The organism is Asaia sp. Ae19-3 (genome assembly GCF_059801175.1).
This window is the reverse complement of record NZ_JBCHWF010000001.1, coordinates 1,406,536-1,430,209: the sequence shown is the minus strand read 5'-3', so window position 1 is coordinate 1,430,209 and position 23,674 is coordinate 1,406,536. Positions and strand designations below refer to the sequence as shown.

The window sequence follows — 23,674 nt, the reverse complement described above, 5'->3', positions numbered from 1 at the left end:
TCTGATACATCCTGCCTCATGTCCCATGCCCGCTTTGTTCATCTTCGTAATCACTCCGCCTATTCGCTAAGCCAGGGGGCGATACGCATCCCCGATCTGGTGGCGCTGGCAGCCGAATCGGCCATGCCTGCGGTGGGACTGACCGATACGGGCAATCTGTTCGGTGCGCTGGAATTTTCCCAGTACTGCACGGCCAAAGGGGTGCAGCCAATCGTCGGCTGTCAGCTCGCCCTCCCATCACGCAGCGACAAGCCAGGCGCGCCGTCAGAGCCCATGGTGGCGCTGGCGCGCAACGAGGTCGGTCTTGCCAACCTGCAGTTCCTGTCCTCTGAAGGGTTTCTCAAAGGCGATCCGTCGGACCCGGCCATTCTGCTCGAGACGCTTTGCGCCCATTCTGACGGCTTGTTCCTTTTGACAGGTGGCACGCGCGGCCCGCTGTTCCGGCTGCTGGCCGAAGGGCAGGAAGATCAGGCAATGGCGTTGCTGCGTCGTTTGCAGGAAGGCTTTGGCGAGCACATGGCCGTCGAGCTGCACCGGCATGGTCTGCCAGAAGAAAAAGCCGTCGAGCCCGGGATGATCGCGGCCGCAGATCGTCTGGGCCTGCCACTTGTTGCCACCAATGAGTGCTTTTTCGCCAAGCCTTCCATGCATGAAGCCCATGATGCCCTGCTCTGTATTGCACAAGGCCGCACCATGGCCGAGCAGGAACGCTGGCGTGTTACGCCCGAGCACTGGTTCAAATCGCCCGACGCTATGCAGGCTCTTTTCGCCGATCTGCCAGAGGCCTGCGACAATACGCTCATGATCGCACAACGATGTGCGGTGAAGGTCTCGACACGCCCGCCGCTTCTGCCCGTCTGCCCCAAGGTCAATGAAGGCTCGACGGAAGAAGAGACGCTTCGGAGCATGTCTCAGGACGGGTTGAGACTGCGCCTCGAACGTATGGACGCCGATGAGGCGACACGCGCGCGCTATGAGGCGCGTCTCGAAATGGAGCTCGGCATCATCGCCCGTATGGGCTTCCCCGGTTACTTCCTGATCGTTGCGGATTTCATCCAGTGGGCCAAGGAGCATGATATCCCGGTAGGGCCGGGGCGTGGATCGGGTGCAGGCTCGCTTGTGGCCTGGGCATTGACCATTACCGATATCGACCCGCTGCCCTTCAATCTGCTGTTCGAGCGCTTCCTGAACCCGGAACGCGTCTCGATGCCTGACTTCGATATCGATTTCTGTCAGGACCGGCGCGATGAGGTGATCCGATACGTGCGCACCGAATATGGTGGCGAGCGCGTGGCGCAAATTATCACCTTCGGTAAGCTTCAGGCGCGTGCGGCGGTGCGCGATGTCGGGCGTGTGCTCGGCCTGCCTTTCGGCATGGTCAACCGCGTGGCGGAACTGATCCCGAATAACCCGGCCAAGCCTGTCACGCTCAAACAGGCGATCGATGGCGAGCCGCGCCTGCAGGAAATGCGCGAGAACGACGAGGCGCTGCGCCGCCTGATGGAAATCGCGTTGCAGCTCGAAGGGCTCTATCGCCACGCGTCAACTCACGCGGCAGGTGTGGTGATCGGCGATCGTGAACTGGTCGAGCTTGTGCCGCTCTATCGCGACCCCAAGAGCGATATGCTGGTCACGCAGTACAACATGAAATTTGTCGAGCAGGCCGGGCTGGTGAAGTTCGACTTCCTTGGCCTCACCACGCTCACCATTCTCAAGCGCGGCATCAATTTCATCGCGCAGCAGGGCATTGAGGTCGATCTGGCCACCCTGCCGCTGGACGACGCGCCCACCTATGACATGCTGGCCCGTGGCGATGCTGGCGGCGTGTTCCAGTTCGAAGGCGCAGGTATGCGCGACGTGCTCAAGCAGATGCGCCCGACGCGGCTTGAGGATCTGATTGCGGCGGTGGCGCTCTATCGTCCGGGGCCGATGGCCAATATTCCCGATTACTGCGCCCGCAAGCATGGCGCGGAGTGGGAGCCGCCTCACGAAGAGATCCGCGATATCCTGTCTGAGACCTATGGCATCATGGTCTATCAGGAGCAGGTCATGCAGATCGCGCAGAAGATGGCCGGGTATAGCCTCGGCGGCGCCGATCTGCTGCGTCGTGCCATGGGCAAGAAGATCCGCGCCGAGATGGACACGCAGCGCGAGATTTTCGTCAAGGGCGCAACCGGACGCGGGATCACGCCGGAAAAAGCGGCTGAAGTGTTCGACCTCATGGCCCGCTTCGCCGATTACGGGTTCAACAAATCCCACGCAGCCGCCTATGCTCTCGTGTCGTATCAGACGGCCTGGATGAAGGCGAACCATCCGGTGGCTTTCCTCGCCGGGTGTATGTCGCTGGCGCGAGAAAAGACTGACAAGCTGGCTTCGCTTTGTCAGGAAGCGCGCCGGATGAAAATCAAGGTGCTGCCTGTCGATATCAACCGCTCGAAAGCCGATTTCTCGCTCGAAAAGCAGGAGGATGGCAGCTGGGCCATTCGCTATGCACTGGCAGCGGTCAAGCGCGTTGGCTTCTCGGCCATGCAGGCGATCGTCGAGGCACGTGGCGACAAGCCGTTCATCAGCCTCGCCGATCTGGCCTCGCGTTGCGACGCGAAACAGCTCAACAAGATACAGATCGAAAATCTGGCCAAGGCGGGGGCATTCGACTCACTCGACAAGCCGCGTCATATCGTTTTTGCCAGCTCGGAAATCATCATGCGCCGCGCGCAATCGGAAGCGCAGGAGGCCGCTTCGGGCCAGATCGGTCTGTTTGGCGCAGCAGCCGAACCGGAAGAGCTTCGCCTTGCCGATGCGCCCTACTGGCCCGAATTCGAGCGTCTGGCGGCTGAGGCAGAAGCGATCGGCTTTCACATGTCGGCTCATCCGCTCGACGCCTATCGTTCGGTTCTCAAGCGCGCCAATGTGCTGACGTCGCAGAACCTCATGACGGCTGCCGAGAACGGGTCTTATCGCGTGCGTATTGCGGGATGCGTCGTCGACAAGAAGGAACGTCCGACCAAGAGCGGCAGCAAGATGGCCTGGGTGCGCCTTTCTGATGCGACGGGCGGCTGCGAGGTCACGCTCTTCTCTGAAGTGCTGTCGCGCTGCCGCGATCTGCTCGTGGCGGGTCAGGCCGTAATGGTAACCGCTGATCTCAAACTGGAAGGTGACGCGCTGCGCATCACGGCGACCGACGTGACAGATCTGGAAAAGGCGGCGGCTCAGGAAAGCTCTGAAATGCGCGTCTGGATAAGCGAGACCTCAGCCGTGACGAAAGTGCGCGATCTCCTGGGCAGCAAGGGCAGGGGACGCGGCAAGATTATTCTGGTACCGGCCGTCGACGACACCAAGGCCGTCGAAGTGACGCTCAGCGGTCATTTCCCGGTAACGCCGCGTCTTGGCGAGCAATTGCGGACGATTCAGGGGGTGTCACGCATCGATCATCTCTGACCTCGTCGCACCGCCTCGCTGTGTCGGCGTTTCGGACCATTACGCCGAGCTCTTTGCATTCAGGCACTAGCTCATCCCCCGCGTTTCGCCGCGAGGCCCCGTTTACGCGCAAGTTTCAGAAGACGAATCTGAAGCCCGAATATCAGCGCCGCCGAGATGGGACGTAACAGTGCTGCCTCTGTGATCATCACCGAGGCAAGCTTAAGTATCTGCACGGCGCGCCCCGTGACGCGTCTCGATATCAGCGTATGCCAGAAGGCACGCTTCATGGCGTCGGGTCGCGTATCGGCCAACTCGTTTTTTCGTGCATCGTAGGAGAGGACCGGGCTGCTGAGACCATCGCGCGCAGCGGGCCGATTCTCGCGCATCCCTATACGGAATTCTGGGTAGAGCGGTTTGACGTCAAGCCATCGAGTTATGGGTTGCCGGGAGCGAGGCGATGATGGGAAGGTCGGGCGTGATCGTGTCGGTATCATGCGGAGTGGAATCCCTTGGGTGAGCAGCAGATCTGCTCAGTTTTCTCGAACATTGCGCAGGAGGGCGACGGCCCTGAGCACAGCGCGTCCGAATGTCTCGTTTGCGGTGGCGCACCATGTGGCTACCAGCCCGTACTCGGCTCCAGACGTTACCATGATGGCGTTTGGAGAAGCCGAGAGAAGAGGTATCCGTTTTCGCTCATGGAACATGGCTTCAGAAGGCGAGGGAACAGAGAGCGCCAGACGCTGCTGGGAGGAGAGGTGGCAAGTGCCTGTCGTTTTCAGAACCATGCGGTGCGGCGGAATTATGCTTACTTGCATCATCGCAGTCTTGCCTCGTGGCCGGGGCTGACGACAATTGCGTCGTCAGGATGACCGGCTCTGAGGAACCTAGTTTCTGGACATTGCAGGAGTCTGACGGCGAGACCTTATAGAAGGGATTTTCTTCCTCCCATGTCATATCATCATCTGGGCGAAATGGACGGGTCTACGGGAAGGACCACTTTGAAACTTGCGCCACCCCCCGGTGTCTGGTCGATCTGTATGCTACCGCCATGAAGCGTCACGATGTCCCTCGCAGCAGCGAGGCCCAGACCAGTCCCTGGCTCGTGATGGTCCTTTCGCCAGAACGGCTCGAACACATGCTGACGATCTTCCTCGGCAATCCCCGCCCCATGATCGGAAACCGCGATGGTGATATGCGTAGGTGCAGCGTCCAGCTTCACAAAGATCGTCCCTCCCTCGGGTTCGGCCTTCGTCGCGTTGTCGATCAGATTCGTCAGAAGGCTACCAAGCGCCTGCCGATCACCAGTGATCTCACATTTCGGAACACTGCACTGCAGGTCGATCGATCGGCGGCTGCGCAGAACATAAGGTGCGCAATCCGCCAGCACGCCCTGTAAGAGGTCCACGATGTCGAGGGGCGTGAAAGAGGTCGTCTGTTGCCGGTCCAGACGGGCGATGATCAGGAGCTGATCGACCAGACGGCGCAGCCGATGCACATCGCGCCCCAGACTCATCCGGCTCTCGCTATCGAGCCTGATCTGGTCGATGCGTGCCTGGAGTATGGCAACGGGAGTACGCAGTTCATGAGCGGCATTGGCCATGAAGAAATGCTGCTGCTGCCAGCCGACAGCAATACGCGCGAGAGCAGCATTGATTGCCTCGACGGCGGGACGAAGCTCATTGGGCAATCCGTCTGTCGGAAGCGGATGATCGATATTATGAAGATCGATCGAGGCCGCAGCGCGTTTGACAAGGCTGAGCGGGCGCAGAGCCCAGATGATCAGAAGGGGAAGTGAGATGAAGACCCCGATCATCAGCGGGCTGTAAACAAGAACGAGAGGCTTGAATAACTCGAAAAAGCTTGGGATGTCCGCGATCCCGAACGCCTCTCCTGTCACTGCAATAAAGAGCTTGCCGAAACGGGTTTCGAGCGTGTCGAAATAGATCGGCCCCTTGCCGGGCCGCCTCGTATCAAAGCCTTCGGAGTCTTCCAGTCGCACGGGGGCAATTTGCTTCAGCAGGTCGCTGAGATATTTGTTCGAGCCACGGGCGATCTGCCCGTCAGCGCCTGCAATTGCGTAGATCAGTTCAGGCCGGGTGGCGGCATATCGGCGCAGGGCCGGTGTGGGGGCGATGACCAGCGCACCCGAGGCGTCAGCGGTGAGCGAGTCCTCGATAAGGTCTTGGGTCGTGATATCCGCGATGTCGGTATAGCTCGTATCTGGTATAAGAAACGGGTGCAGAAAGACCACGAAGAGCACACAGACGAGCTGAATGCCGAGCAGCAGGGCCGTCATGCGTATCCGCAAAGAGGTGAAACGGGGAATCCACATTCAGCACTGGTCCAGAAGATAGCCGACCCCGCGGATCGGATGAATTACAATACCCGCCTTGAAAGCGGTAAGTCGGACGCGCAGACGTGAGATATGCGCATCCAGCGTGTTGGACTGGATCTCATCGTCGAATCCATAGACTTCCTCGATCAGAGTCTCGCGCCTGACGACCCTGCCGGCGCGCCGTATCAGTGTCTCGAGGACAGCAAGCTCGCGCCGTTTGAACAGCACCGGGGTTCCATCGATCGTGACTTCTCGCGTCGAGGGGTGGAAACCAAGACGGCCGCAGATCATGGGCGGCGTGTCTTCAGCGCCGGGGCGACGCAGCGCGGCCCTTGCCCGCGCAAGAAGCTCCGCCATGTCAAATGGTTTGGCGAGATAGTCATCCGCTCCTTCATTCAAGCCCTGAACCCTGTCCGGCACGGCGTCCAGTGCGGAGAGGACGATGATGGGCGCACCGGGCTGCGCAGTGCGTAAACTCCGGATAAGGCTGAGGCCGTCCCCATCGGGGAGCCGGCGGTCAAGGATGATGAGCGCATAGGAGGCGAGGGCCGCCATTTCCCGTGCATCGGCGAGCGTGCGCGCGGAATCGATCGCGAATCCTGCGTCCTGGACGCTTCTGGTAATCAGCACCGCCATATCCAGTTCGTCTTCAATCAACAGGATCCGCATCGACGTAATTCCGAAAATGGGTGCCGCCGGGGCCACCCAGGTCAAAAGGTATGGCGCGGGTGTGAGGGACCCTGTGCGCGGCGGAGCGCTTAGCAGGGCAACATTGCGTGAACATGACACGTCCGGTGTGCACGCACAGGATTTTTCTTTCGAAATTGCATCGAATCAGCGGGTCCGGTTCACTTTTGCAAAAGGCTGCGGCCTGATGCGCGCGCTTGGGGCTCACGGTCCAGGCAAGGGAGGGCGCCAGTCAAAGCATCCGGCGATGCGCTGCGGCGCGCAAATAGCGTCGCTCTCTGACATCGTTCCAGGGCGGGATGCATGTTTCCTCTGCGATTGGGTGCTTCGTCCTTGCCTTTTGGGGCAAAAAAGGCGATACCGCGCCCGTCTAACTTCTCTGGCGGCTCCGCTGTCGGGGAGAAGGGCAATTCGCACGTATGACGACAGACTATCTGGTGTCGGCCTGCAAGGCTGGCGAAGTCATACGGAGGCACAACCAGAAGAACAGGAATTTGCATCATGGCGATGCCCGAATTCACCATGCGTCAGCTGCTCGAAGCCGGCGTTCACTTTGGTCACCACACGCGTCGCTGGAACCCGGCGATGGCACCCTATCTCTTCGGTGTCCGCAACCAGGTTCACATCATCGACCTGCAGCAGACCGTTCCCCTGCTCGACCGCGCCCTCCAGGCCGTTCGCAACACGGTTGCCGGTGGCGGTCGCGTGCTGTTCGTCGGCACGAAGCGCGCTGCAGCCGAGCACGTTGCTGAAGCAGCAACCCGTTGCGGCCAGTACTACGTCAACCATCGCTGGCTCGGCGGCATGCTGACCAACTGGAAGACCATCACCGGTTCGATCAAGCGTCTGCGCCAGATCGACGAGATGCTCTCCGGCGACACGCATGGTCTGACGAAGAAGGAAATTCTCGACATCACCCGTGACCGCGAGAAGCTCGAGCGTTCGCTCGGCGGCATCAAGGAAATGGGCGGCCTGCCCGACATCCTGTTCGTGATCGACACGAACAAGGAAAAGCTGGCTGTTGAAGAAGCCAACAAGCTCGGCATTCCGGTCATTGCTGTTCTCGACAGCAACTCCAACCCGGCTGGCGTGACCTACCCGATCCCGGGCAATGACGACGCTATCCGCGCCATCACCACCTATTGCGACCTCGTGGCGCAGTCGGTTCTGGACGGCATCTCGGCTGAAATGGCTGCTTCGGGCGTTGATTTCGGCGCTTCTGAAGAACTGCCGGTCGAGACGGTTGTTGAGGAAACGACGGCAGAAGCTCCGGCTGAAGCCTGATCTGCCTGTGGAGAGCTTTCGGGCTCTCCCGGCATCTGACTATTTTGGGCGTGCCCGGCTGAAAGGCTGCGGCGCGCCGTTTCATTCCTGAAGGAGTATGGAACATGGCGGAAATCACTGCTGCCCTCGTTCGTGACCTGCGCGAAAAGACCGGCGCCGGCATGATGGACTGCAAGAAGGCCCTCACCGAAGCTGCTGGCGACATGGATGCCGCCATCGACTGGCTGCGCGCCAAGGGGCTGTCGCAGGCTGCAAAGAAGTCTGGCCGCACGACGGCAGAAGGCCTCGTGGCCGTCGCTTCCGGCAAGAACAAGGCCGCTATGGTCGAAGTCAATGCCGAGACCGATTTCGTGGGCCGCAACGAAGCGTTCCAGGCATTTGTCGAGGCCGTGGCTCATGCTGCGCTCGAAGCCGGTGACGATCTCGACACCCTTTCGCAGGCAAAGCTGGCCACTGGCCGCACGGTCGCAGAAGAGCTGACCCACCTGATCGCCACGATCGGTGAGAACATGTCGCTGCGTCGCGCCAAGGTGCTGACCGTTCCTTCGGGCATCGTCGCTTCCTACGTCCACAGCGCGCTGCGTCCGGGCGTTGGCAAGATCGGCGTTCTGGCAGCTGTCGAAGCACCGTCGGAATCCGAAGCCCTGCTGACGCTGGGTCGTCAGATCGGCATGCATGTCGCGGCAACCCGTCCGGCAGCTCTCGAAGTGGCCAGCGTCGATCCGGAAGCTCTGGAGCGTGAGCGCCAGGTTCTGATCGAGCAGGCTCGTGAATCCGGCAAGCCGGAAGCCATCATCGAGAAGATGATCGAAGGCCGCATTCGCAAGTTCTATGAAGAAGTCGTTCTTCTGGAGCAGGTCTGGGTGCATGACGGCGAGACGCGCGTTGCCAAGGTTGTCGAGAAGGCCGGTGCCAAGCTCGTTGCTTTCGAGCGCTTCCAGCTCGGTGAAGGCATCGAGAAGGAAACCAGCGACTTCGCCGCTGAAGTGGCCGCTGCTGCTGGCGTCTGATCGTCTGATCAGGCCTCAAATCGGGCGCGGCGCATGAATTTCGAATGCGCCGCGATCGTCCTCTCTGCCCGCCGCTACGGCGAGGGCGGGGCGGTGGTCCATCTCTTCACCGAAGAGTATGGCCGCATTGCCGGTCTGGTGCGTGGCGGTTCGTCACGGCGTCAGGCCGCGCTCTGGCAACCGGGCAATCTCATTCTGGCCCGTTATGCCTCACGCCTGTCTGACCAGCTTGGTCAGTTGACTGGCGAAATGGTGCAGGAAACAGCCGTCAGGCTTCTTGACCGCCCCTTGCAGCTTGCCCTCGTTCAGGCCGCTGCCGAACTGACCGATTCCGCCTTGCCGGATCGCGAACCCCATCCTGATTTCTTTCTGCGGACGATACGCGACCTGACCGCCTTCTGCGTGCTGGCCGACCCGGCGCCGCTAATCGATTACGTCCGTTGGGAGACGGCGCTTCTTGCCACGCTCGGTTATGGTCTGACGCTCGATTCCTGCGCAGTGACTGGCGTGCAGGATGGGCTGCGCTATGTCTCCCCGAAAACCGGTCGCGCTGTGAGTGCGGAAGGGGCAGGAATCTGGACCGACCGCCTTCTGCCACTTCCTGCCTATCTCCGTCCGGATGGTGGCGATGAGGGCGCTGATGACCCGATACTTTGGGCACAGGGCCTTGCTCTGACAGGGCATTTTCTCGCTCGCCATTTGTTTGGCGCACGCCATCGGCCTGTTCCTGGCGCACGGGAGCGACTGGAAATGCGCGTCAGAGCGCTGGCTATGCCGAAAGCTGACGAAGAGGGCGAGCAGGAGGATCGTTCGCTATCGCCGTCAGACGGGGCGGGTGGCTGACCAGAGCTGCGTTTCTTCTTTTATTTGGCCTGTCAGGAAGTCGAATACCATATGAGGCAGCGTCAACGCCGCCAGAAGCTGGAAGGTAAGGGAAAGCAGCCGCTCGACCATGGGGCCAGTATAAAACGGGATCAGCAAGGCGCCGATAATCAGCGTCGCTGCCGTCAGACTCAGGCTGTAGCGTAACGCCGCTTGCGCCGAGACCAGGCGTTTCCATCGCCTGTCTTCGACAAGCGTCGCGACATGGGCCGGCGCGTGCTGGAAAATGAAATAGATCATGAATGCCTGCAAAGGCGGCAGCACGGCGAACACCGCAGTCAGCCCGCAGAGCAATCCCAGTTTCTCCAAACGTTTCTCGCGAGGGGTTACGCCAAGCCAGGCACTCGCTGCCATGACCCAGAACGGGAAAAGCCAGACCAGCCAGAAGGGCGGGGAGGTAAGATGCGTTGGTGGCGCCATCGCGCTTAGCAGGGAGGCTGTTGCCGCCGGGTGAAAAACGCACGGCAGGATGAGTGGCGCGCCGCCATATATCAGCGCGCTGAGTATCGATGCGCTGCTCTCGCTTGTCTCACTTCCGAAATGCCAGAGGGAGAGGGCAAGGAAGCCGGTCAGCGTTGCAAGCGGATAGAGGCGCCACAGAACGAGCACGAGGGCGAGCAGGGCGAGATAAGGGAGCGCAAAGAGAATGAACCATGCCGCTCCGCACCGGGGGCGTAGGATCTGACGCGCCATTTCACCATCGAGGGCGCCATGGGGCAGCCCGAAAAGAATGATCGCCGCGAGGGCCAGTAATGTGCTGCTGGTCAGGATCGAGGCTGCGGCAAGTATCACGGCGCAGCCCCAGTAGAGGCGTAGAAAAGGGTCGTGGCGTCCTGTCATGATCACAGGGCGCGCCCCGGGCGAGACACGGTCAGACGCTCGCCAGCTTCCGGTCATCCGACAGGCTGATGAAGCCGAACCCGACCTTCGCAAGGACATCGGTAACCGCAATCACCAGGACACTGGCGGAGTCCGAGACAATGCCCAGCCCGTCGGGCGAGAGAGCCAGAATGATCGGGTAGACCATCCACAATACCGACAGGATCGTAGCGCTTCGGATATAGGCGCTCTGGACTTCAGGGTGTTCGAGACGGTTCGCCTCGAGCTGAGAGACCCAGATAACGTAATACACGCCCAGAAAGGCGATGCAGGACAGCAGGAACCAGATCCAGCGGCTGGCGATGTTTTCCGATGCGCTGAACGCGAAGGCCGTGATCACCATGATCACATCTGCCGAGACCGCCCCCAGCAGCAGATCGCCCCGCTTGCGGCCGCGGAACATGCCCAGAAACCCCAAGCCAACCAGAAGAAGCGGCGTGGTGAAGACCCAGTCGATATAGCGACCGAACCAGAAGATGCGGGTCGTGCTGGCGGCGCCCGCCAGAGTGGCATCCGTCGGGAGAAGCATGGCGCCCTGTCCGGTCGCCATGGCGACGTAGAGGCATCCAGCGATGATGGGCACGATACCATGGGCAAGGCTCATTACCCCTTCGGTTTCCGCGCGGCGCTTGCCGAGCACAAGCAGGGCCGTCCCACCGGCAAACATGATCAGGGCAGTTAGCCAGAGAACCGTCAGGGTCATAATCGCTGTCTTTCACAGGAAGAGGAGAGCGATGAACGGCGCCTGACACATAAAGTTGTAAATCTCTTAACTTGACATGATACTTTTCTCTGGCCGTTGCGCGAAAAGCTGCGCGATCGAGGGGCAGGACGGGCAAATCATGACCCTGGCCCGGTGCAATGAAGATGGGAACAAAAACGGGGTATTTGCTCTGGACAGCGCCCCTCGCGCCGCCTTATCTGCCTTGAAACGAAAGGGCGTGGCATGAGTCAGGATCTGGCAGGACATATCGAGGATACGAAGCTCGCCGATGCGCTGAGCGAGCGGTATATCGCCTATGCGATGTCGACCATCATGGCACGCTCCCTGCCGGACGTGCGTGACGGGATGAAGCCGGTCCATCGCCGCATCCTTTACGCCATGCAGCAGCTGAAGCTGGACCCGAGCTCCGGCTTCAAGAAATGCGCCCGCGTGGTGGGTGACGTCATCGGTAAGTTCCACCCCCATGGCGATGCCGCCGTCTATGAGGCGCTGGTGCGTCTGGCGCAGGATTTTGCCGTGCGCTATCCGCTTGTCGAGGGCCAGGGCAATTTTGGCTCGATCGACGGCGATAACGCGGCAGCCATGCGTTACACCGAATCCCGTCTGACCGAAGTCGCCAAGGCGCTGCTGGAGGGCATCGAGGACGACGCCGTCGATTTCCGCCCGACCTATGACAATGAAGACGCCGAGCCGGTTGTGCTTCCGGGCGCTTTCCCCAATCTGCTGGCCAATGGGGCTGCCGGTATTGCGGTTGGCATGGCGACCAGCATACCGCCCCATAATGCTGCCGAAATCTGCCGTGCCGCGCGTCATCTGATTGACGACCCGCAGGCGCCCGTCGAAACGCTGATGCAGTATATGCCTGGGCCGGACTTCCCAACAGGTGGCGTGCTGATCGAGGAAGCGCAGAGCATGCGCGCCGCCTATGAGACCGGGCGTGGCAGCTTCCGGACGCGGGCGCGTTGGGACGTCGAACAGGGGCGTTTCGGTACCTGGACCGTTATCGTGACCGAAATCCCCTATCAGGTGCAGAAATCGCGCCTGATCGAGCAGATTGCCGAGCTGATGGAGCAGAAGAAGCTGCCGCTGCTCGCCGATATCCGGGATGAGAGCACGACCGATATTCGCCTTGTTCTTGAGCCGAAGACCAAGGGTATCGAGCCTGAAGTGCTGATGGAGACGCTTTTTCGCGTCACGGCGCTTGAGAGCCGCTTCAGCCTGAACATGAACGTGCTGGATGCCAACCGTGTGCCACGTGTCATGGGGCTGCGGGAGGTCATCCAGTCATGGCTCGATCACCGTGAAATCGTGCTCGTTCGTCGTTCGAATCACCGTCTCAGCGCGGTGGAACGTCGCCTTGAAATTCTCGAAGGATTTCTGGCGGTCTATCTCAATCTGGATGAGGTCATCCGCATCATTCGCGAAGGCGATGAGCCCAAGCCCGAGCTGATGCTGGCCTTCAGCCTGACAGAGCTGCAGGCCGAATATGTGCTGAACATGCGTCTGCGTTCGCTGCGCAGGCTCGAGGAAATCGAGATCCGCAAGGAGCGCGATGCTCTGCTCAAGGAGAAGGCAGGCCTTGAAGGGCTGCTTGGCAGTGAGCGCAAGCGCTGGAACCGTATCGGCAAGGAGCTTGAGGCGACCGCAGCGCGCTTTGGCGATGGCGCGCTTGGCGCTCGCCGTACGCAGATTGCAGCGCCCCCTGCGCCGATCGATCTGAGCGCAGCCATCCAGCTCGATCGCGAACCGCTGACCGTTCTGTTGTCGCGTGAAGGCTGGGTGCGGGCGATCAAGGGGCACGGTATCGACCCAGAAAGCCATAAATTCAAGGAAGGCGACGCCTTCGGCCTCTCGCTCGAATGCCAGAGCACCGAGCGACTATGTCTTCTGGTGAGCGGGGGGCGTGTCTTCACGCTCAAGGCAGCCGATCTGCCGCGTGGACGTGGCTTTGGCCAGCCGATCCGTGTTCTGGCCGACCTGCCGCAGGAAGAAGAGATCGTCACCTTCTTTGTTCTCGACGAGAACGGCCGCCATATTCTTGCGAGCGAGAGCGGGCGAGGGATGGTGGTGCGCGATGTCGACATGGCGGCAGAAAAGCGTACGGGCAAGCAGGTACTGACCCTGCGTGACGGTGACCGCGCCTCGTTCTGCGTGGCTGTGACAGGCGAACAGATTGTGACCATGGGTAGCAATCGCAAGGCCCTGTCATTTGCGGTCTCTGCCTTGCCGGAGATGACCAAGGGCATGGGCGTCACCATTCAGAAACTCCCGCCGGGTCAGCGTCTGGTCGATCTGCGTGTGTTCTCGAGCACTGAGGGGCTGGTCTGGCATGAGGGGCAAAAGCCGCGCAGTGAAGCAGATCTCGCCTCGATTACAGGCAAGCGCGCCGATCAGGGCAAGGCTGCCCCTCAGTGGATGACGCGCAAACCCGCATCGCGTGGCTGACACGAGCCTCGCCGTTCAGTCTTCCTGAATGGCAAGACGCTGCCACTGCCCGGATTTGAGGATTTCTGCCGGGCGAAAGCGCGATTTATACCCCATCTTGGCGCTGCCAGGCACCCAGTAGCCGAGATAGAGATAGGACTTGCCGCGTCGGGCGGTTTCTTCGATCAGCCAGAGGATCGAGGCCGTGCCGTAAGAGCGTTGAGGGTCATCGACGCAATAGAAGGTATAGACCGCCGACAGACCGTCGGAGAGCATGTCGACGAGAGAAACGCAGACAAGTCTGCCTTCTCTTGTGCGGAATTCGAAGATACTCGTCTCGATCGGGCTGGTCTCGATCATGGCCTGATAATCATCGAGCCCCATGAGCGCCATGTCACCATCGATGTGGCGCTGCTCCTGATAGGCGCGAAACAGGTCATACTGCTCGATGGTGGCGACGATGGGCCGTTCCACTACGGTCAGATCGGTGAGACCCCGTCTGATCCGCCGCATGGTGCGGTCAGGTTCGAACTCGAAAACGGGCAGCCGGATGGGAATGCAGGACTGGCAGTTATGGCAAACCGGCGCATAGACAATGCCATGGCTGCGTCTGAAACCGGCGCGCGACAGCCGGTCATGCAGCAGATCGGCATCGATCCCGGTGAGCTCGGTCATGACCTTTCGCTCGATGCGCCCTGGCAGATAAGGGCAGGGGGAGGGTTGGGTCGTGTAGAAAAGCTGTGGACGATGTGCCGACATAACCACCCTTTCTTCCTCCCCTGCGTTATCCGGTGTCTTTGAGTGATGCTCCTCCATCCTCGCATATTTTACGATGAATTTTATCGTTGCAAGATGGTAGCCTTTGAATTTCGGCCGAATACGCTAACGTAATGAGTGATGAGCTGGCCTATCACGCTTTTTGACTATTTCATGATCGTCCTGCGGGTCTGTCTTGCCGTGGCGGTCACGCTGCATGTTCTGAGAACGAAACAGAACACGGCGGCCTGTGCCGGCTGGATAGGCGTCAGCTGGCTCATGCCGGTCTGCGGGGCCCTGCTTTATCTCATGTTCGGCATCAATCGCGTCAGGCGTCTTGCCCGGCGGCTGGTAAGCGATCATCACTGGCGCGACCGGGGGCTGGCCTATCATGCCCGTTATCGTCTGAAGGGTGATTTCGAGCCACTGGCACGTATGGTGGGCAAGCTGACCGAGCGCCCCCTTCTCGGCGGTAACGCGATTACCTGCCTGCATGACGGCGACAATATCTATCCGCGCATGCTCGAGGATATTGCGTCTGCCCGCGTGTCGATTCTCCTCTGCTCCTATATTTTCAGAGCCGACCGTATTGGCGACCAGTTTGTCGAGGCGCTGGCGCTCGCCCATGCCCGGGGCGTTGCGGTGCACGTTCTGGTGGATGGTATCGGGGGCGGGTATTTCTTTTCGGGTATTGCCAGAGCGCTGCATGCCAGAGGCATTCCCTGTCATCGCTTCATGCATTCGCTCCTGCCCTGGAAGATGCCGTTCATCAATCTGCGCAACCATCGCAAGATGCTGATCATCGATGGACGGATTGGCTTCATGGGTGGCCTCAACATTGGCGAGGAGAATCTGCGTCGCCTGCGTACGAAGCATCCTGTTGCTGATACGCATTTTCGTCTCGAAGGGCCGGTAGTGCATCAGCTGTCAGAGGCTTTTGCGCGGGACTGGTCATTTACCTGCGGTGAGCAGCTCGATGGCGAAGTCTATTTTCCCGAGCTGGAACTTCAGGGCGACATACCGATGCGTGTCGTGACGTCGGGGCCGGATAACGATCTGGAAAAGATCGAATTCTCGATGCTTCAGGCCATCGCGCTTTCACGACGCTCCGTGCGCCTCATGACACCCTATTTTCTGCCCAATGAGCGTCTCGTTTCAGAGCTTTGTCTCGCTGCCCTGCGCGGGGTCGAGATTGATATCATCCTGCCAAAGCGCAGCAATCACCGGCTGATCGATTATGCCCGCGATGCCAGTCTGGCCCCGTTCCTGACAGCAGGGTGCCGTATCTGGATGAGCCGCCCGCCCTTCAATCACGCCAAGCTGATGGTGGTTGATGGGGCCTGGTCGTTTGTGGGGAGCAGTAATATCGATGCCCGAAGCCTGAGGCTCAATTTCGAGATCAACCTTGAAATCTACAGCGAGTCAGTTGCGCAGGAACTCAATGCGTTCATGGAGCGCCATCGCACGAGACGCCTGACCCATCATGCGCTCGACAGCATGAGCAGCGTTCGCAAGGTCCGTAACGCCTCGGTCAGGCTTTTCAGCCCTTATCTTTGAGCTGCTGCCTGTCCTTGAGCCGCTGAAAGAAGCTCCGGTGCCTGTCCGGTGCGTCGAGGCGCAATGTCACGCGGATAGGATGATGGTCGGAGCTCTGATTGGGCAGAACCGCCGTCTCGAGAGGCGTCATGCCGCGCACCATGCATCGATCAATGCGAATGGGCAGCACATCCGCCATACGATGCGTCGCTTCTCTGGGGCCGACATCCCGAAAGCCGGGCATCAGGGTAGGGCCGATGAGATTGAAATCGCCCATGACGAGCGCATTGTGTCGCAGCATGGGAGCGATGCGTCGCAGCTGGCGCCGGTTGAGGATCTGCCCGTGCGACAAATGAACATTGGCGATGGAAAACGAGCCGAAATCGATCAGCTGCGCGGTGCGCTTCACCATCACTCCCGAAGGCAGGGCACAGGAGACAGGGGGACGGGCGAAAGGAAAGCGGCTCCAGCATGCCGTACCATGAATACGGTCGGGCAGGGGGATACGCGCGTAATGCCCCCCCAATATCTGGGGAAGACGGTCAAACGTGCCGATAGCCTCCTGCATCAGAAAGATATCCGGCTTCACGCTGCGCGCAACGGCAACGACCTCGTCAAGAGGGGCGCCTACAGCGCGCAGAAGATTCCAGCTGAGTATGGTAAAACTCTGACCGATTCGCGGGGCCTCGGCCTCCGCGATGGAAGAGTCTGGCTCTGTCTGAAGTAAAGATTGGCTCATTGCAGCATTTTCTTTTCGGTCTGATAGGCGCCGCGAGCGAATTCGGTCGTCAATGTATAGCCGACTCCGAGCAATACTGGACCAAGGAAAATGCCCAGTCCACCCAATGTGACCACACCACCCAGAACGCCAAGCACAGTCAGCAGATAGGGCAACTGCGCACCGCGCGCGATGAAGGCGGGACGGATGATATGATCGGCGCCTGAAATGAAGATAATGCCGTAACCGGCCAGAAAAAGCCCCCAGCCGAGATGATGATGCAGGGCAAGCCAGATGGCGGCGGGCGCCCAGACAAGAGGGGCGCCCACGGGGAACACGGCAACGAAAGCGGCCACGCCACCCAGAAGCACAGGGGCGGGCACACCGGAAATGAACAGGCCGATGGCCGTCAGCACGCCCTGAACGATGGCGGTGCCGAGAATGCCGTAAACCGTGCCACGGATTACCCCGCCGATGATCGTGATGAGACGGTCGGCATAATTGCCCGTGATGCGGGTAAGGACGGCATGAATGACGCGCCCCAGCGAGTCTCCGCTGATCCAGAAAAACAGGGCGATGAACAGCGCCATGACCAGCTCGGCCAGACCGCTTGCCATCTGCATCAGGGCCTTGAGGGCATAATGCGCTATCTGCCCGGCATAAGGATGCAGGGCTTCACCAATACCTCTGACATCGTGGTTCCAGTGCAGATAGGCGGTCGATAATTGCGGGCCGATTGCGGGGAGGGAGGCCAGCCAGTTCGGTGCGGGGTGGGTACGGCTCAGCGCCTCGATTTCTGAATTGATCCCTTCGATGATGAGGGGCAGGTCAGCGATGCCGGTGGAGGTGAGAAGCGCCAGAGGCATGACGATGGCAATGGCGCTGCAGACCATCATGGTCACGGCAGCAAGGGAGGGACGCATGTGCCTACGCAGGCGCTTGAAGAGCGGCCATGTCGTGAAAGTGAGAATGGCGCCCCAGAGAATGGCCGAGAGGAAGGGCCACAGAACGACGCCGCAGCCATAGGCCACACCGACAAGCAGCAATCCCAGCATGATGCGTTCAGTCGTCACAAAATCTCCCGTGGCCCTCAGCCGCGCCAGTTGACCAGATCGTGCTTCTGGCTGCTATCGTGCGGTCCTCAACTGGTTCTCGCAAGGTCCGTTCATGACGCTGGCACCCCTCATCGATGTGCAAACCCTGATGGCGCTTCCCGTGCGCCGTTACCGCTATCTTGACGCCTCGATCCTTCTGCCCGGGCAGGAAGGAGATTTCGAGGCCGCGTTTCATGAACTAGCGTTTCCGCAGGCCGATCGTTTCCGCATCAACGAGATATGCGAGAAGGCGGACAGCCTGCCGCATATGGTGCCGGGTGCGGCTGTGTTCGCGTCGTTCATGACGGCACTGGGTATTACCCGCGAGACCGGTATCGTTTTTTACGACCAGAAAGGCAGCATAGGCGCGTGTCGCGCCCACTGGATGGCCTCGCTTTTCGGACATGATGCCGTTCATGTGCTTGATGGCGGATTGGCTGCCGTCACCCGCACCGGGCTGAATCCCCAAGAGATACCGGAGCCGGCTCCAAAAGCTCAGGAACCTTATCTGACACGCACACGCTATGCGCTGCTTGCTGGCAAGGGTGACGTGCTTGACGCGCTGGATGATCCGGATGTGGTGATTCTTGATGCCCGTAGCCATGCGCGGTTTCACGCGGAGGTGCCGGAGCCAAGACCGAACACCCGTGGTGGCCATATGCCGGGCGCGTCCAGCCTGCCTTACAGCGATCTGATCGACGAGCAGGGCTGCTTTGTGCAGCCTGACGTACTTCTGGCGCGTTTGCAGAGCCTCGGTGCCGGGCAGCGCCGCGTCATCACCAGCTGCGGTTCGGGGCTGACAGCGGCAACAGTGACCATGGCGCTGCGCGTGGCCGGTCTTGCGCCGGGGCGGATTTACGATGGGTCATGGGCAGAGTGGGGGAGCGACCCCGCGACCCCGATAGAAGCGTCTTAGGAGACAAGAGAGAGTGGAAAACACCGCAAAGCAGGTCACTTCCGGCTGGAAGCGCCTGTCTTCCCTTCTGGTGCAGGGTGGTCGCCCCGAGCCAACGCCCGAAGAGGGAAGCTTCGTCAACGCGCCTGTGACACGCGGTTCTACCGTCCTGTTTCCATCCCTCGCCGCCATGAAGGAACAGGGTCTGCGCAGTCATGAGCACGAGCTGATCTATGGCGCTATGGGCTCGCCGATCCAGCACGAGCTTGAGAAGCTGATCGCGCTGATCGAAGGGGGCACGCACAGCCAGGTGGTCTCATCGGGGCTGGCAGCCTGTACTCTGCCCCTTCTGGCGTTTCTCAACGCGGGTGATCATCTGCTTCTGCCGGATTCCGTTTACGGACCGACACGGCGTTTTGCGGGTACGATGCTTGCGCGCCTGGGCATCGAGACCAGCTATTATGCGCCGCTCGCCGATGAAGCGACGATTGTCGGGATGATGCGCGAGAATACGCGCGTGGTCTTTGCCGAAAGCCCCGGTAGTCACACCTTCGAGGTGCAGGATGTGCCGATGCTGGCGCGGGTGGCGCATGAGCGTAACGCCCTGCTTATGCTCGATAATACGTGGGGGATCGGCATTTTCCAGCCTTTCCGCCACGGGGTGGATGTCTCTATCCAGGCGCTGACCAAATATCCGGCCGGTCACTCGGATGTCATTGCAGGGGCAATCACCGTGGCCGATGGCGCGCTCTGGAAAGATCTGCGTGATGCCGCCATCCAGATCGGCCAGCTTGCCGGGCCGGATGAATGCTGGCTGACCCTGCGCGGTCTGCGCACCATGGCGGTGCGTCTGGAGCGTCAGGCCCAATCGGCTCTGCTCGTGGCCCAGTGGCTGCGTGGCCGACCTGAAGTGGCGCGCGTGCTGCATCCGGCATTCGAGGAATGCCCCGGCCACGAGTTCTGGCGGCGTGATTTCGAAGGGGCGAGTTCACTCTTCGGGGTGGAGTTGCGGGCCGATCTTTCGGTTGCCGGCATGCGCGACATGATCGACGCGCTTGCCCTGTTTGGTATCGGCGCCTCATGGGGCGGCTATGAAAGCCTGGTTCTGCCTACAACAGGAGGGGTGCGGCGTTCCCTGCCCGATGCCATGCCCGAGGGGCCAAGCTTCAGACTTCATATCGGGCTTGAAGACCCCAATGATCTGATTGCCGATCTCGAAGGCGGGCTGGAGGTGTTGCGCGCCTCTGTAGCCGGATAGGCGAGCGTCTAACGCACTCTGAAACCGAGCGCCTCGCGGATATGCGGGGCGCCAACGACGTCAGATGCAGCCAGATCGGCAATGCTGCGGCTGACGCGAAGAAGCCGTGTCAGACCGCGGGCTGACAGGCGCAGTTTCTCGTCAGCCTCGGTCACAAGGCTGCGTGCTTCCTCGCTCAGGGCAATTGTCGTTGCGTTCGCTTGCGCGTTGGGTACGCCCTGACGTGAGATCTGTCTGGCGCGCGCCGCGCAGACACGGGCGCGAACAAGGGCGCTGCATTCTCCCGGTGGCGCAGTGATCATGTCGATTGGCGATACCGGGGTGATGAAGAGCGAGAGATCCATACGATCCAGCATCGGGCCCGATAGCCGCGACAAATAATCCTCGCCGCATTGGGGCGCTTTTCTGCAAGCCCTGCTGGCATCGCCCAGATAGCCGCAGCGGCAGGGGTTCATGGCAGCGATGAACTGGAAGCGAGACGGGTAGAGCACGGTCTGTTTGGCTCGTGCCACGGTAATCGTGCCGGTCTCGAGTGGTTGACGCAGGGATTCGAGGCAGGCGCGCGAGAACTCTGGCAGTTCATCCAGAAACAGCACTCCGTTATGGGCCAGGCTGACTTCGCCCGGCCGTGACCGGGCGCCGCCGCCTATAAGCGCGGGCAGGGTGGTCGAGTGATGGGGGGCGCGAAATGGTGGCTGCGTGACCAGCAGGCTGCCGCTCGCCTGACCGCCGAGACTGTGAATGCGGCTGCATTCGAGGATCTGCTCATGGGTCAGATCCGGGAGGATGGAGGGCAGGCACTGGGCCAGCATGGATTTCCCCGCTCCCGGAGGCCCGGTCATGAGCAGGGAATGGCCGCCGCATGCAGCGATCTCGAGCGCCCGCCTTCCGAGATCGAGGCCTCTGATTTCTGCCAGATCGGCCAGAGGGGGCGGCATGTCGACCCGTTCGAGCTCAGGCGGCGAGAGGATATGATCGCCGTTGAAATGGGCCAGAAGGGCGCGCAGCGTCTCCGGGGCGAGGATGTCGAGCGTATCGCTGGCCCAGCGTGCCTCCTGCGCCTGCGGTTTGGGGCAGATCAGACCATGACGCGCTCTGACCGCCTCAAGTGCGGCCGAAAGCACGCCGCCGGTTGCTTGCAGACGACCATCGAGAGAAAGTTCGCCTATGGCCGCATAGGCGCTTACGGCCTCATGAGACAGAATTCCCATGGCGGTCATGATCGCAAGAGCGATGGGGAGGTCGAAATGGGAGCCTTCCTTTGGCAGGTCGGCAGGCACGAGGTTGATCAGAATGCGTTTGGGCGGAAGCGCAAGACCAAGGGCTGCCAGAGCGGCTCGAACGCGCTCGCGGGCTTCGCCGACAGTCTTGTCAGGCAGGCCTACGATAATGAAGGCGGGCAGGCCCGATGAGATCTGGATCTCGACTGTGACCGGTATCGCATCGATTCCCGCAAAAGCGAAGCTCTGGATGCGGGCAATCGATGAAGAAGAGGACACGGCACCTACTATTGTCAGGAACAGATCTCTCTGTTCCTAACGATTACGCATGCCGCGTCAATATTTCATTAATAATTATTCAGCGCTGGTAGATCAGTCGGGCGCGCATCGTGCCCTTGAGATCGCGCAGTCGGGCGAGCAGACGCGTGTCGAGTTCGCTGTCAGGGCTTGCATCGATTTCGACCACCACATATCCGACCTCGCCGTCGGTCTGCAGATATTGCGCGACAATATTGCATTCCTCGCTCGAGAAGATCTCGTTGATCTGGCGCAGGATGCCAGGTCGGTTTTCATGCACATGCATGAAGCGCGTGCCGCGCGGGCGCTCGGGCAGCTGCACCGGCGGGAAGTTGACGGCACCAAGCGTCGAACCGACATCGGAGTATTCGACAAAGCGACGGGCAACCTCGACGCCGATGCGTTCCTGAGCTTCCATAGTCGAGCCGCCGATATGCGGCGTCAGGATGACATTGGGCAGACCCTGAAGGGGAGAGACGAAGCTCTCGCCAGCACCTTTGGGTTCCTTGGGGAACACATCCACGCCCGCACCCATCAGATGGCCGTCACGCAGGGCGGCGGCAAGGGCGTCGATATCGACAACTGTGCCGCGTGCATTGTTCAGCAGGATCGAATTCGGCTTCATGGCGCGGATTTCGGCCTCGCCGATCATGTCCTTGGTCTGTTCGGTCTGCGGCACGTGCAGGCTTACGATATCCGACTGGGCGAGCAGTTCCTGCAGGGTTGCCACCGGGGTCGCATTGCCATGCGGCAGTTTGTCGACCGTATCGTAGAAGATCACGCGCAGACCGAAAGCCTCAGCCAGAACGGAAAGCTGCGAGCCGATCGAGCCATAGCCGACAATGCCCAGCGTCTTGCCGCGCACTTCCCAGGCATTGATGGCCGATTTGTCCCAGCCGCCTGCATGGCACTGTTCCGAGCGTGACGGAATGCGGCGCAACAGCATGACGATCTCGCCCATGACGAGTTCGGCGACCGAGCGTGTGTTGCTGAAAGGAGCGTTGAAAACCGGAATGCCTGCCATGCGTGCCGCGTTGAGATCGACCTGATTGGTCCCGATGCAGAAGCAGCCGATGGCCATGAGACGGTCAGCGGCCTCGATCACCGGCGCGGTAAGTTGGGTGCGTGAGCGTATACCCACCATATGCACGCCCTTGAGGGCCTCGGTCAGGGCCTCTCCCTCGAGCGCGGTCTTGAGGCAGGTGACCTGCCTGTATCCCTGTGCAGCAAGATGCTGCGCGGCGCTCTCGTGAATCCCTTCAAGAAGAAGAATGCGAATGCGGTCTTTGGGGAGAGAAAACGAGGCTTCCATGTCTGGCTCCTGTCAGCGGCGCAAATCCGAAGAGCGGTGCTAACCTATAGTGCTGTCAGGGGGAAGGGCGAAGGCGCGCAACCGCGTCCTGCAGCAGGGTCTTGTCGCCACAGGCCAGAACAGTGCCGTCACTTTCCAGTGTGAGCGGGGCGCCCTGCCAGTCTGTCATGACACCACCGGCGCCCGTGACTACAGGGACCAGCGCCCCCCAGTCCCAGGGCTTCATGGTGCACTCGGCAATCACATCGATCTGACCGAGGGCGAGCAGGCCATAGCCATAGGCGTCGCCGCCCCAGCTCGTGCGTCTTGTAGCCGCCTTGAGCCCCGCAAAACGGGTGTCATAGGGGGAGATGAGCATGTCCGGTGAGGTGCAGGAGAGTTCGGCCTCAGCAAGACCCGCGCAGGTCCGTACGTCGATCTGCCCCGGCATGGTGGCGGAGTCGAAACGGGTCTCTGCCCCATCGACGCCGATCCAGCGCTCCTGTGTGAAGGGCTGGTCGATAATGCCGAGAACCGGCCGCCCTTTGTAAAACAGTGCGATGAGCGTTGCGAAGCTCGGGCGGCCGGTGATGAAGGCCCTTGTGCCGTCGATCGGGTCGAGCACCCAGACCCAGTCACCCGTCACGCCCGAAAAGCCGAATTCCTCGCCCAGTATCGCATGGTCGGGGTGACGCTCGGCAATCAGCCCCCGCATGGTGGTTTCTGCTTCGCGATCGGCGCGGGTGACCGGGCTCTCATCGCTCTTGTCATCGACGGTGAGCCCGGCCCGGAAATAAGGCGTGACAGCCGCCCGTGCGCGATCGGCGCAAAGAAGGGCGGTATCGAGGCAGGCGGCGAGATCGGAGGTGAGAGGCATGGCGGCAATCCGGGGGGGGGCAGGAGGGGCGGGTGCAGAGCGGACGATTGACGCATCAAGGGGGGTGCGGCATGTCTGGCCATGCGC

The 23,674-nt window shown here is 60.8% G+C and carries 19 protein-coding genes; 9 read left to right on the top strand and 10 right to left on the bottom strand.

Going from position 1 to position 23,674, the window contains the following annotated elements; genetic code table 11:
- Positions 1-18 precede the first annotated feature (18 nt).
- Positions 19-3,438 (top strand): DNA polymerase III subunit alpha, encoded by a 3,420-nt coding sequence (dnaE, locus tag AAID99_RS06070; RefSeq protein ID WP_188426908.1) that lies wholly within the window; start codon positions 19-21, stop codon positions 3,436-3,438.
- A gap of 248 nt (positions 3,439-3,686) precedes the next feature.
- Positions 3,687-3,881, top strand: coding sequence for a hypothetical protein (locus AAID99_RS06065; RefSeq protein WP_188426907.1), 195 nt, complete (start codon positions 3,687-3,689; stop codon positions 3,879-3,881).
- 497 nt (positions 3,882-4,378) lie between these two features.
- Here AAID99_RS06065 and AAID99_RS06060 read toward each other — a convergent pair whose 3' ends face one another.
- Together AAID99_RS06060 and AAID99_RS06055 are read right to left on the bottom strand one after the other, a co-directional pair.
- A complete protein-coding gene (locus tag AAID99_RS06060; RefSeq protein ID WP_188426906.1) occupies positions 4,379-5,752 on the bottom strand; it encodes a sensor histidine kinase in 1,374 nt (457 codons plus the stop codon).
- Entirely contained in the window at positions 5,753-6,424 is a 672-nt protein-coding gene (locus AAID99_RS06055) for a response regulator transcription factor (protein WP_498493427.1), read from the bottom strand. It abuts the gene before it with no gap.
- A gap of 519 nt (positions 6,425-6,943) precedes the next feature.
- Here AAID99_RS06055 and rpsB point away from each other — a divergent pair.
- The 3 genes from rpsB (at position 6,944) to recO (ending at position 9,579) form a co-directional block, all read left to right on the top strand.
- A complete protein-coding gene (gene rpsB, locus AAID99_RS06050) occupies positions 6,944-7,726 on the top strand; it encodes a 30S ribosomal protein S2 (RefSeq protein WP_188426904.1) in 783 nt (260 codons plus the stop codon).
- A gap of 104 nt (positions 7,727-7,830) precedes the next feature.
- Positions 7,831-8,736, top strand: coding sequence for a translation elongation factor Ts (tsf, locus tag AAID99_RS06045; protein WP_188426903.1), 906 nt, complete (start codon positions 7,831-7,833; stop codon positions 8,734-8,736).
- A 33-nt stretch (positions 8,737-8,769) separates the two neighbouring features.
- Positions 8,770-9,579, top strand: a complete 810-nt coding sequence (gene recO, locus AAID99_RS06040; RefSeq protein ID WP_498493426.1) for a DNA repair protein RecO — start codon at positions 8,770-8,772, stop codon at positions 9,577-9,579.
- On the opposite strand, the gene AAID99_RS06035 is transcribed toward recO, so the two are convergent.
- The gene (locus tag AAID99_RS06035; protein WP_188426901.1) at positions 9,559-10,458 is read right to left on the bottom strand and encodes a Brp/Blh family beta-carotene 15,15'-dioxygenase; all 900 of its coding nucleotides are present in this window, start codon (positions 10,456-10,458) and stop codon (positions 9,559-9,561) included. The genes recO and AAID99_RS06035 overlap by 21 nt on opposite strands.
- Before the next feature lie 31 nt (positions 10,459-10,489).
- Complete coding sequence (locus tag AAID99_RS06030) at positions 10,490-11,200, bottom strand: bacteriorhodopsin (RefSeq protein ID WP_188426900.1); 711 nt, start codon at positions 11,198-11,200, stop codon at positions 10,490-10,492.
- 243 nt (positions 11,201-11,443) lie between these two features.
- Between AAID99_RS06030 and parC the strand changes: the two genes are divergently transcribed.
- The gene (gene parC / locus AAID99_RS06025) at positions 11,444-13,666 is read left to right on the top strand and encodes a DNA topoisomerase IV subunit A (protein WP_188426899.1); all 2,223 of its coding nucleotides are present in this window, start codon (positions 11,444-11,446) and stop codon (positions 13,664-13,666) included.
- Positions 13,667-13,681: 15 nt separating this feature from the next.
- Here parC and AAID99_RS06020 read toward each other — a convergent pair whose 3' ends face one another.
- Positions 13,682-14,461, bottom strand: a complete 780-nt coding sequence (locus tag AAID99_RS06020) for an arginyltransferase (protein WP_498493425.1) — start codon at positions 14,459-14,461, stop codon at positions 13,682-13,684.
- 78 nt (positions 14,462-14,539) lie between these two features.
- On the opposite strand from AAID99_RS06020, the gene cls reads away from it, so the two are divergent.
- Positions 14,540-15,958, top strand: a complete 1,419-nt coding sequence (gene cls / locus AAID99_RS06015) for a cardiolipin synthase (RefSeq protein ID WP_498493424.1) — start codon at positions 14,540-14,542, stop codon at positions 15,956-15,958.
- On the opposite strand, the gene AAID99_RS06010 is transcribed toward cls, so the two are convergent.
- Complete coding sequence (locus AAID99_RS06010; RefSeq protein WP_229719844.1) at positions 15,942-16,676, bottom strand: endonuclease/exonuclease/phosphatase family protein; 735 nt, start codon at positions 16,674-16,676, stop codon at positions 15,942-15,944. The genes cls and AAID99_RS06010 overlap by 17 nt on opposite strands.
- On the bottom strand, positions 16,673-17,728 hold the full coding sequence (locus tag AAID99_RS06005) for an AI-2E family transporter (RefSeq protein WP_188426896.1): 1,056 nt from the start codon (positions 17,726-17,728) through the stop codon (positions 16,673-16,675). The genes AAID99_RS06010 and AAID99_RS06005 overlap by 4 nt, the downstream gene beginning before the upstream one ends.
- 94 nt (positions 17,729-17,822) lie before the next feature.
- Between AAID99_RS06005 and AAID99_RS06000 the strand changes: the two genes are divergently transcribed.
- Positions 17,823-18,665 carry a sulfurtransferase gene (locus AAID99_RS06000; RefSeq protein ID WP_498493423.1) on the top strand — a complete coding sequence of 281 codons (843 nt, stop codon included), beginning with the start codon at positions 17,823-17,825 and terminating at the stop codon, positions 18,663-18,665.
- Positions 18,666-18,678: 13 nt separating this feature from the next.
- Positions 18,679-19,902 carry a cystathionine beta-lyase gene (metC, locus tag AAID99_RS05995; protein WP_188426894.1) on the top strand — a complete coding sequence of 408 codons (1,224 nt, stop codon included), beginning with the start codon at positions 18,679-18,681 and terminating at the stop codon, positions 19,900-19,902.
- 8 nt (positions 19,903-19,910) lie between these two features.
- Here the strand turns inward: metC and AAID99_RS05990 are convergent, their stop codons facing one another.
- The 3 genes from AAID99_RS05990 to AAID99_RS05980 all read right to left on the bottom strand — a co-directional run bounded on the left by AAID99_RS05990 (position 19,911) and on the right by AAID99_RS05980 (position 23,587).
- The gene (locus AAID99_RS05990; protein ID WP_498493422.1) at positions 19,911-21,401 is read right to left on the bottom strand and encodes a YifB family Mg chelatase-like AAA ATPase; all 1,491 of its coding nucleotides are present in this window, start codon (positions 21,399-21,401) and stop codon (positions 19,911-19,913) included.
- Between the two features lie 79 nt (positions 21,402-21,480).
- Positions 21,481-22,731 carry a phosphoglycerate dehydrogenase gene (gene serA / locus AAID99_RS05985; RefSeq protein ID WP_188426892.1) on the bottom strand — a complete coding sequence of 417 codons (1,251 nt, stop codon included), beginning with the start codon at positions 22,729-22,731 and terminating at the stop codon, positions 21,481-21,483.
- Positions 22,732-22,786: 55 nt separating this feature from the next.
- A complete protein-coding gene (locus AAID99_RS05980; RefSeq protein WP_498493421.1) occupies positions 22,787-23,587 on the bottom strand; it encodes an inositol monophosphatase family protein in 801 nt (266 codons plus the stop codon).
- Positions 23,588-23,674: the final 87 nt, after the last annotated feature.

What these genes read in the sequence shown, in the direction of transcription:
- dnaE (WP_188426908.1), top strand. Translation starts at nt 19, where the DNA reads ATGTCCCATGCCCGCTTTGTTCATCTTCGTAATCACTCCGCCTATTCG.
- AAID99_RS06065 (WP_188426907.1), top strand. Translation starts at nt 3,687, where the DNA reads ATGCCAGAAGGCACGCTTCATGGCGTCGGGTCGCGTATCGGCCAACTC.
- AAID99_RS06060 (WP_188426906.1), bottom strand. Translation starts at nt 5,752, where the DNA reads ATGTGGATTCCCCGTTTCACCTCTTTGCGGATACGCATGACGGCCCTG.
- AAID99_RS06055 (WP_498493427.1), bottom strand. Translation starts at nt 6,424, where the DNA reads ATGCGGATCCTGTTGATTGAAGACGAACTGGATATGGCGGTGCTGATT.
- rpsB (WP_188426904.1), top strand. Translation starts at nt 6,944, where the DNA reads ATGGCGATGCCCGAATTCACCATGCGTCAGCTGCTCGAAGCCGGCGTT.
- tsf (WP_188426903.1), top strand. Translation starts at nt 7,831, where the DNA reads ATGGCGGAAATCACTGCTGCCCTCGTTCGTGACCTGCGCGAAAAGACC.
- recO (WP_498493426.1), top strand. Translation starts at nt 8,770, where the DNA reads ATGAATTTCGAATGCGCCGCGATCGTCCTCTCTGCCCGCCGCTACGGC.
- AAID99_RS06035 (WP_188426901.1), bottom strand. Translation starts at nt 10,458, where the DNA reads ATGACAGGACGCCACGACCCTTTTCTACGCCTCTACTGGGGCTGCGCC.
- AAID99_RS06030 (WP_188426900.1), bottom strand. Translation starts at nt 11,200, where the DNA reads ATGACCCTGACGGTTCTCTGGCTAACTGCCCTGATCATGTTTGCCGGT.
- parC (WP_188426899.1), top strand. Translation starts at nt 11,444, where the DNA reads ATGAGTCAGGATCTGGCAGGACATATCGAGGATACGAAGCTCGCCGAT.
- AAID99_RS06020 (WP_498493425.1), bottom strand. Translation starts at nt 14,461, where the DNA reads ATGGAGGAGCATCACTCAAAGACACCGGATAACGCAGGGGAGGAAGAA.
- AAID99_RS06010 (WP_229719844.1), bottom strand. Translation starts at nt 16,676, where the DNA reads ATGAGCCAATCTTTACTTCAGACAGAGCCAGACTCTTCCATCGCGGAG.
- AAID99_RS06000 (WP_498493423.1), top strand. Translation starts at nt 17,823, where the DNA reads ATGACGCTGGCACCCCTCATCGATGTGCAAACCCTGATGGCGCTTCCC.
- serA (WP_188426892.1), bottom strand. Translation starts at nt 22,731, where the DNA reads ATGGAAGCCTCGTTTTCTCTCCCCAAAGACCGCATTCGCATTCTTCTT.
- AAID99_RS05980 (WP_498493421.1), bottom strand. Translation starts at nt 23,587, where the DNA reads ATGCCTCTCACCTCCGATCTCGCCGCCTGCCTCGATACCGCCCTTCTT.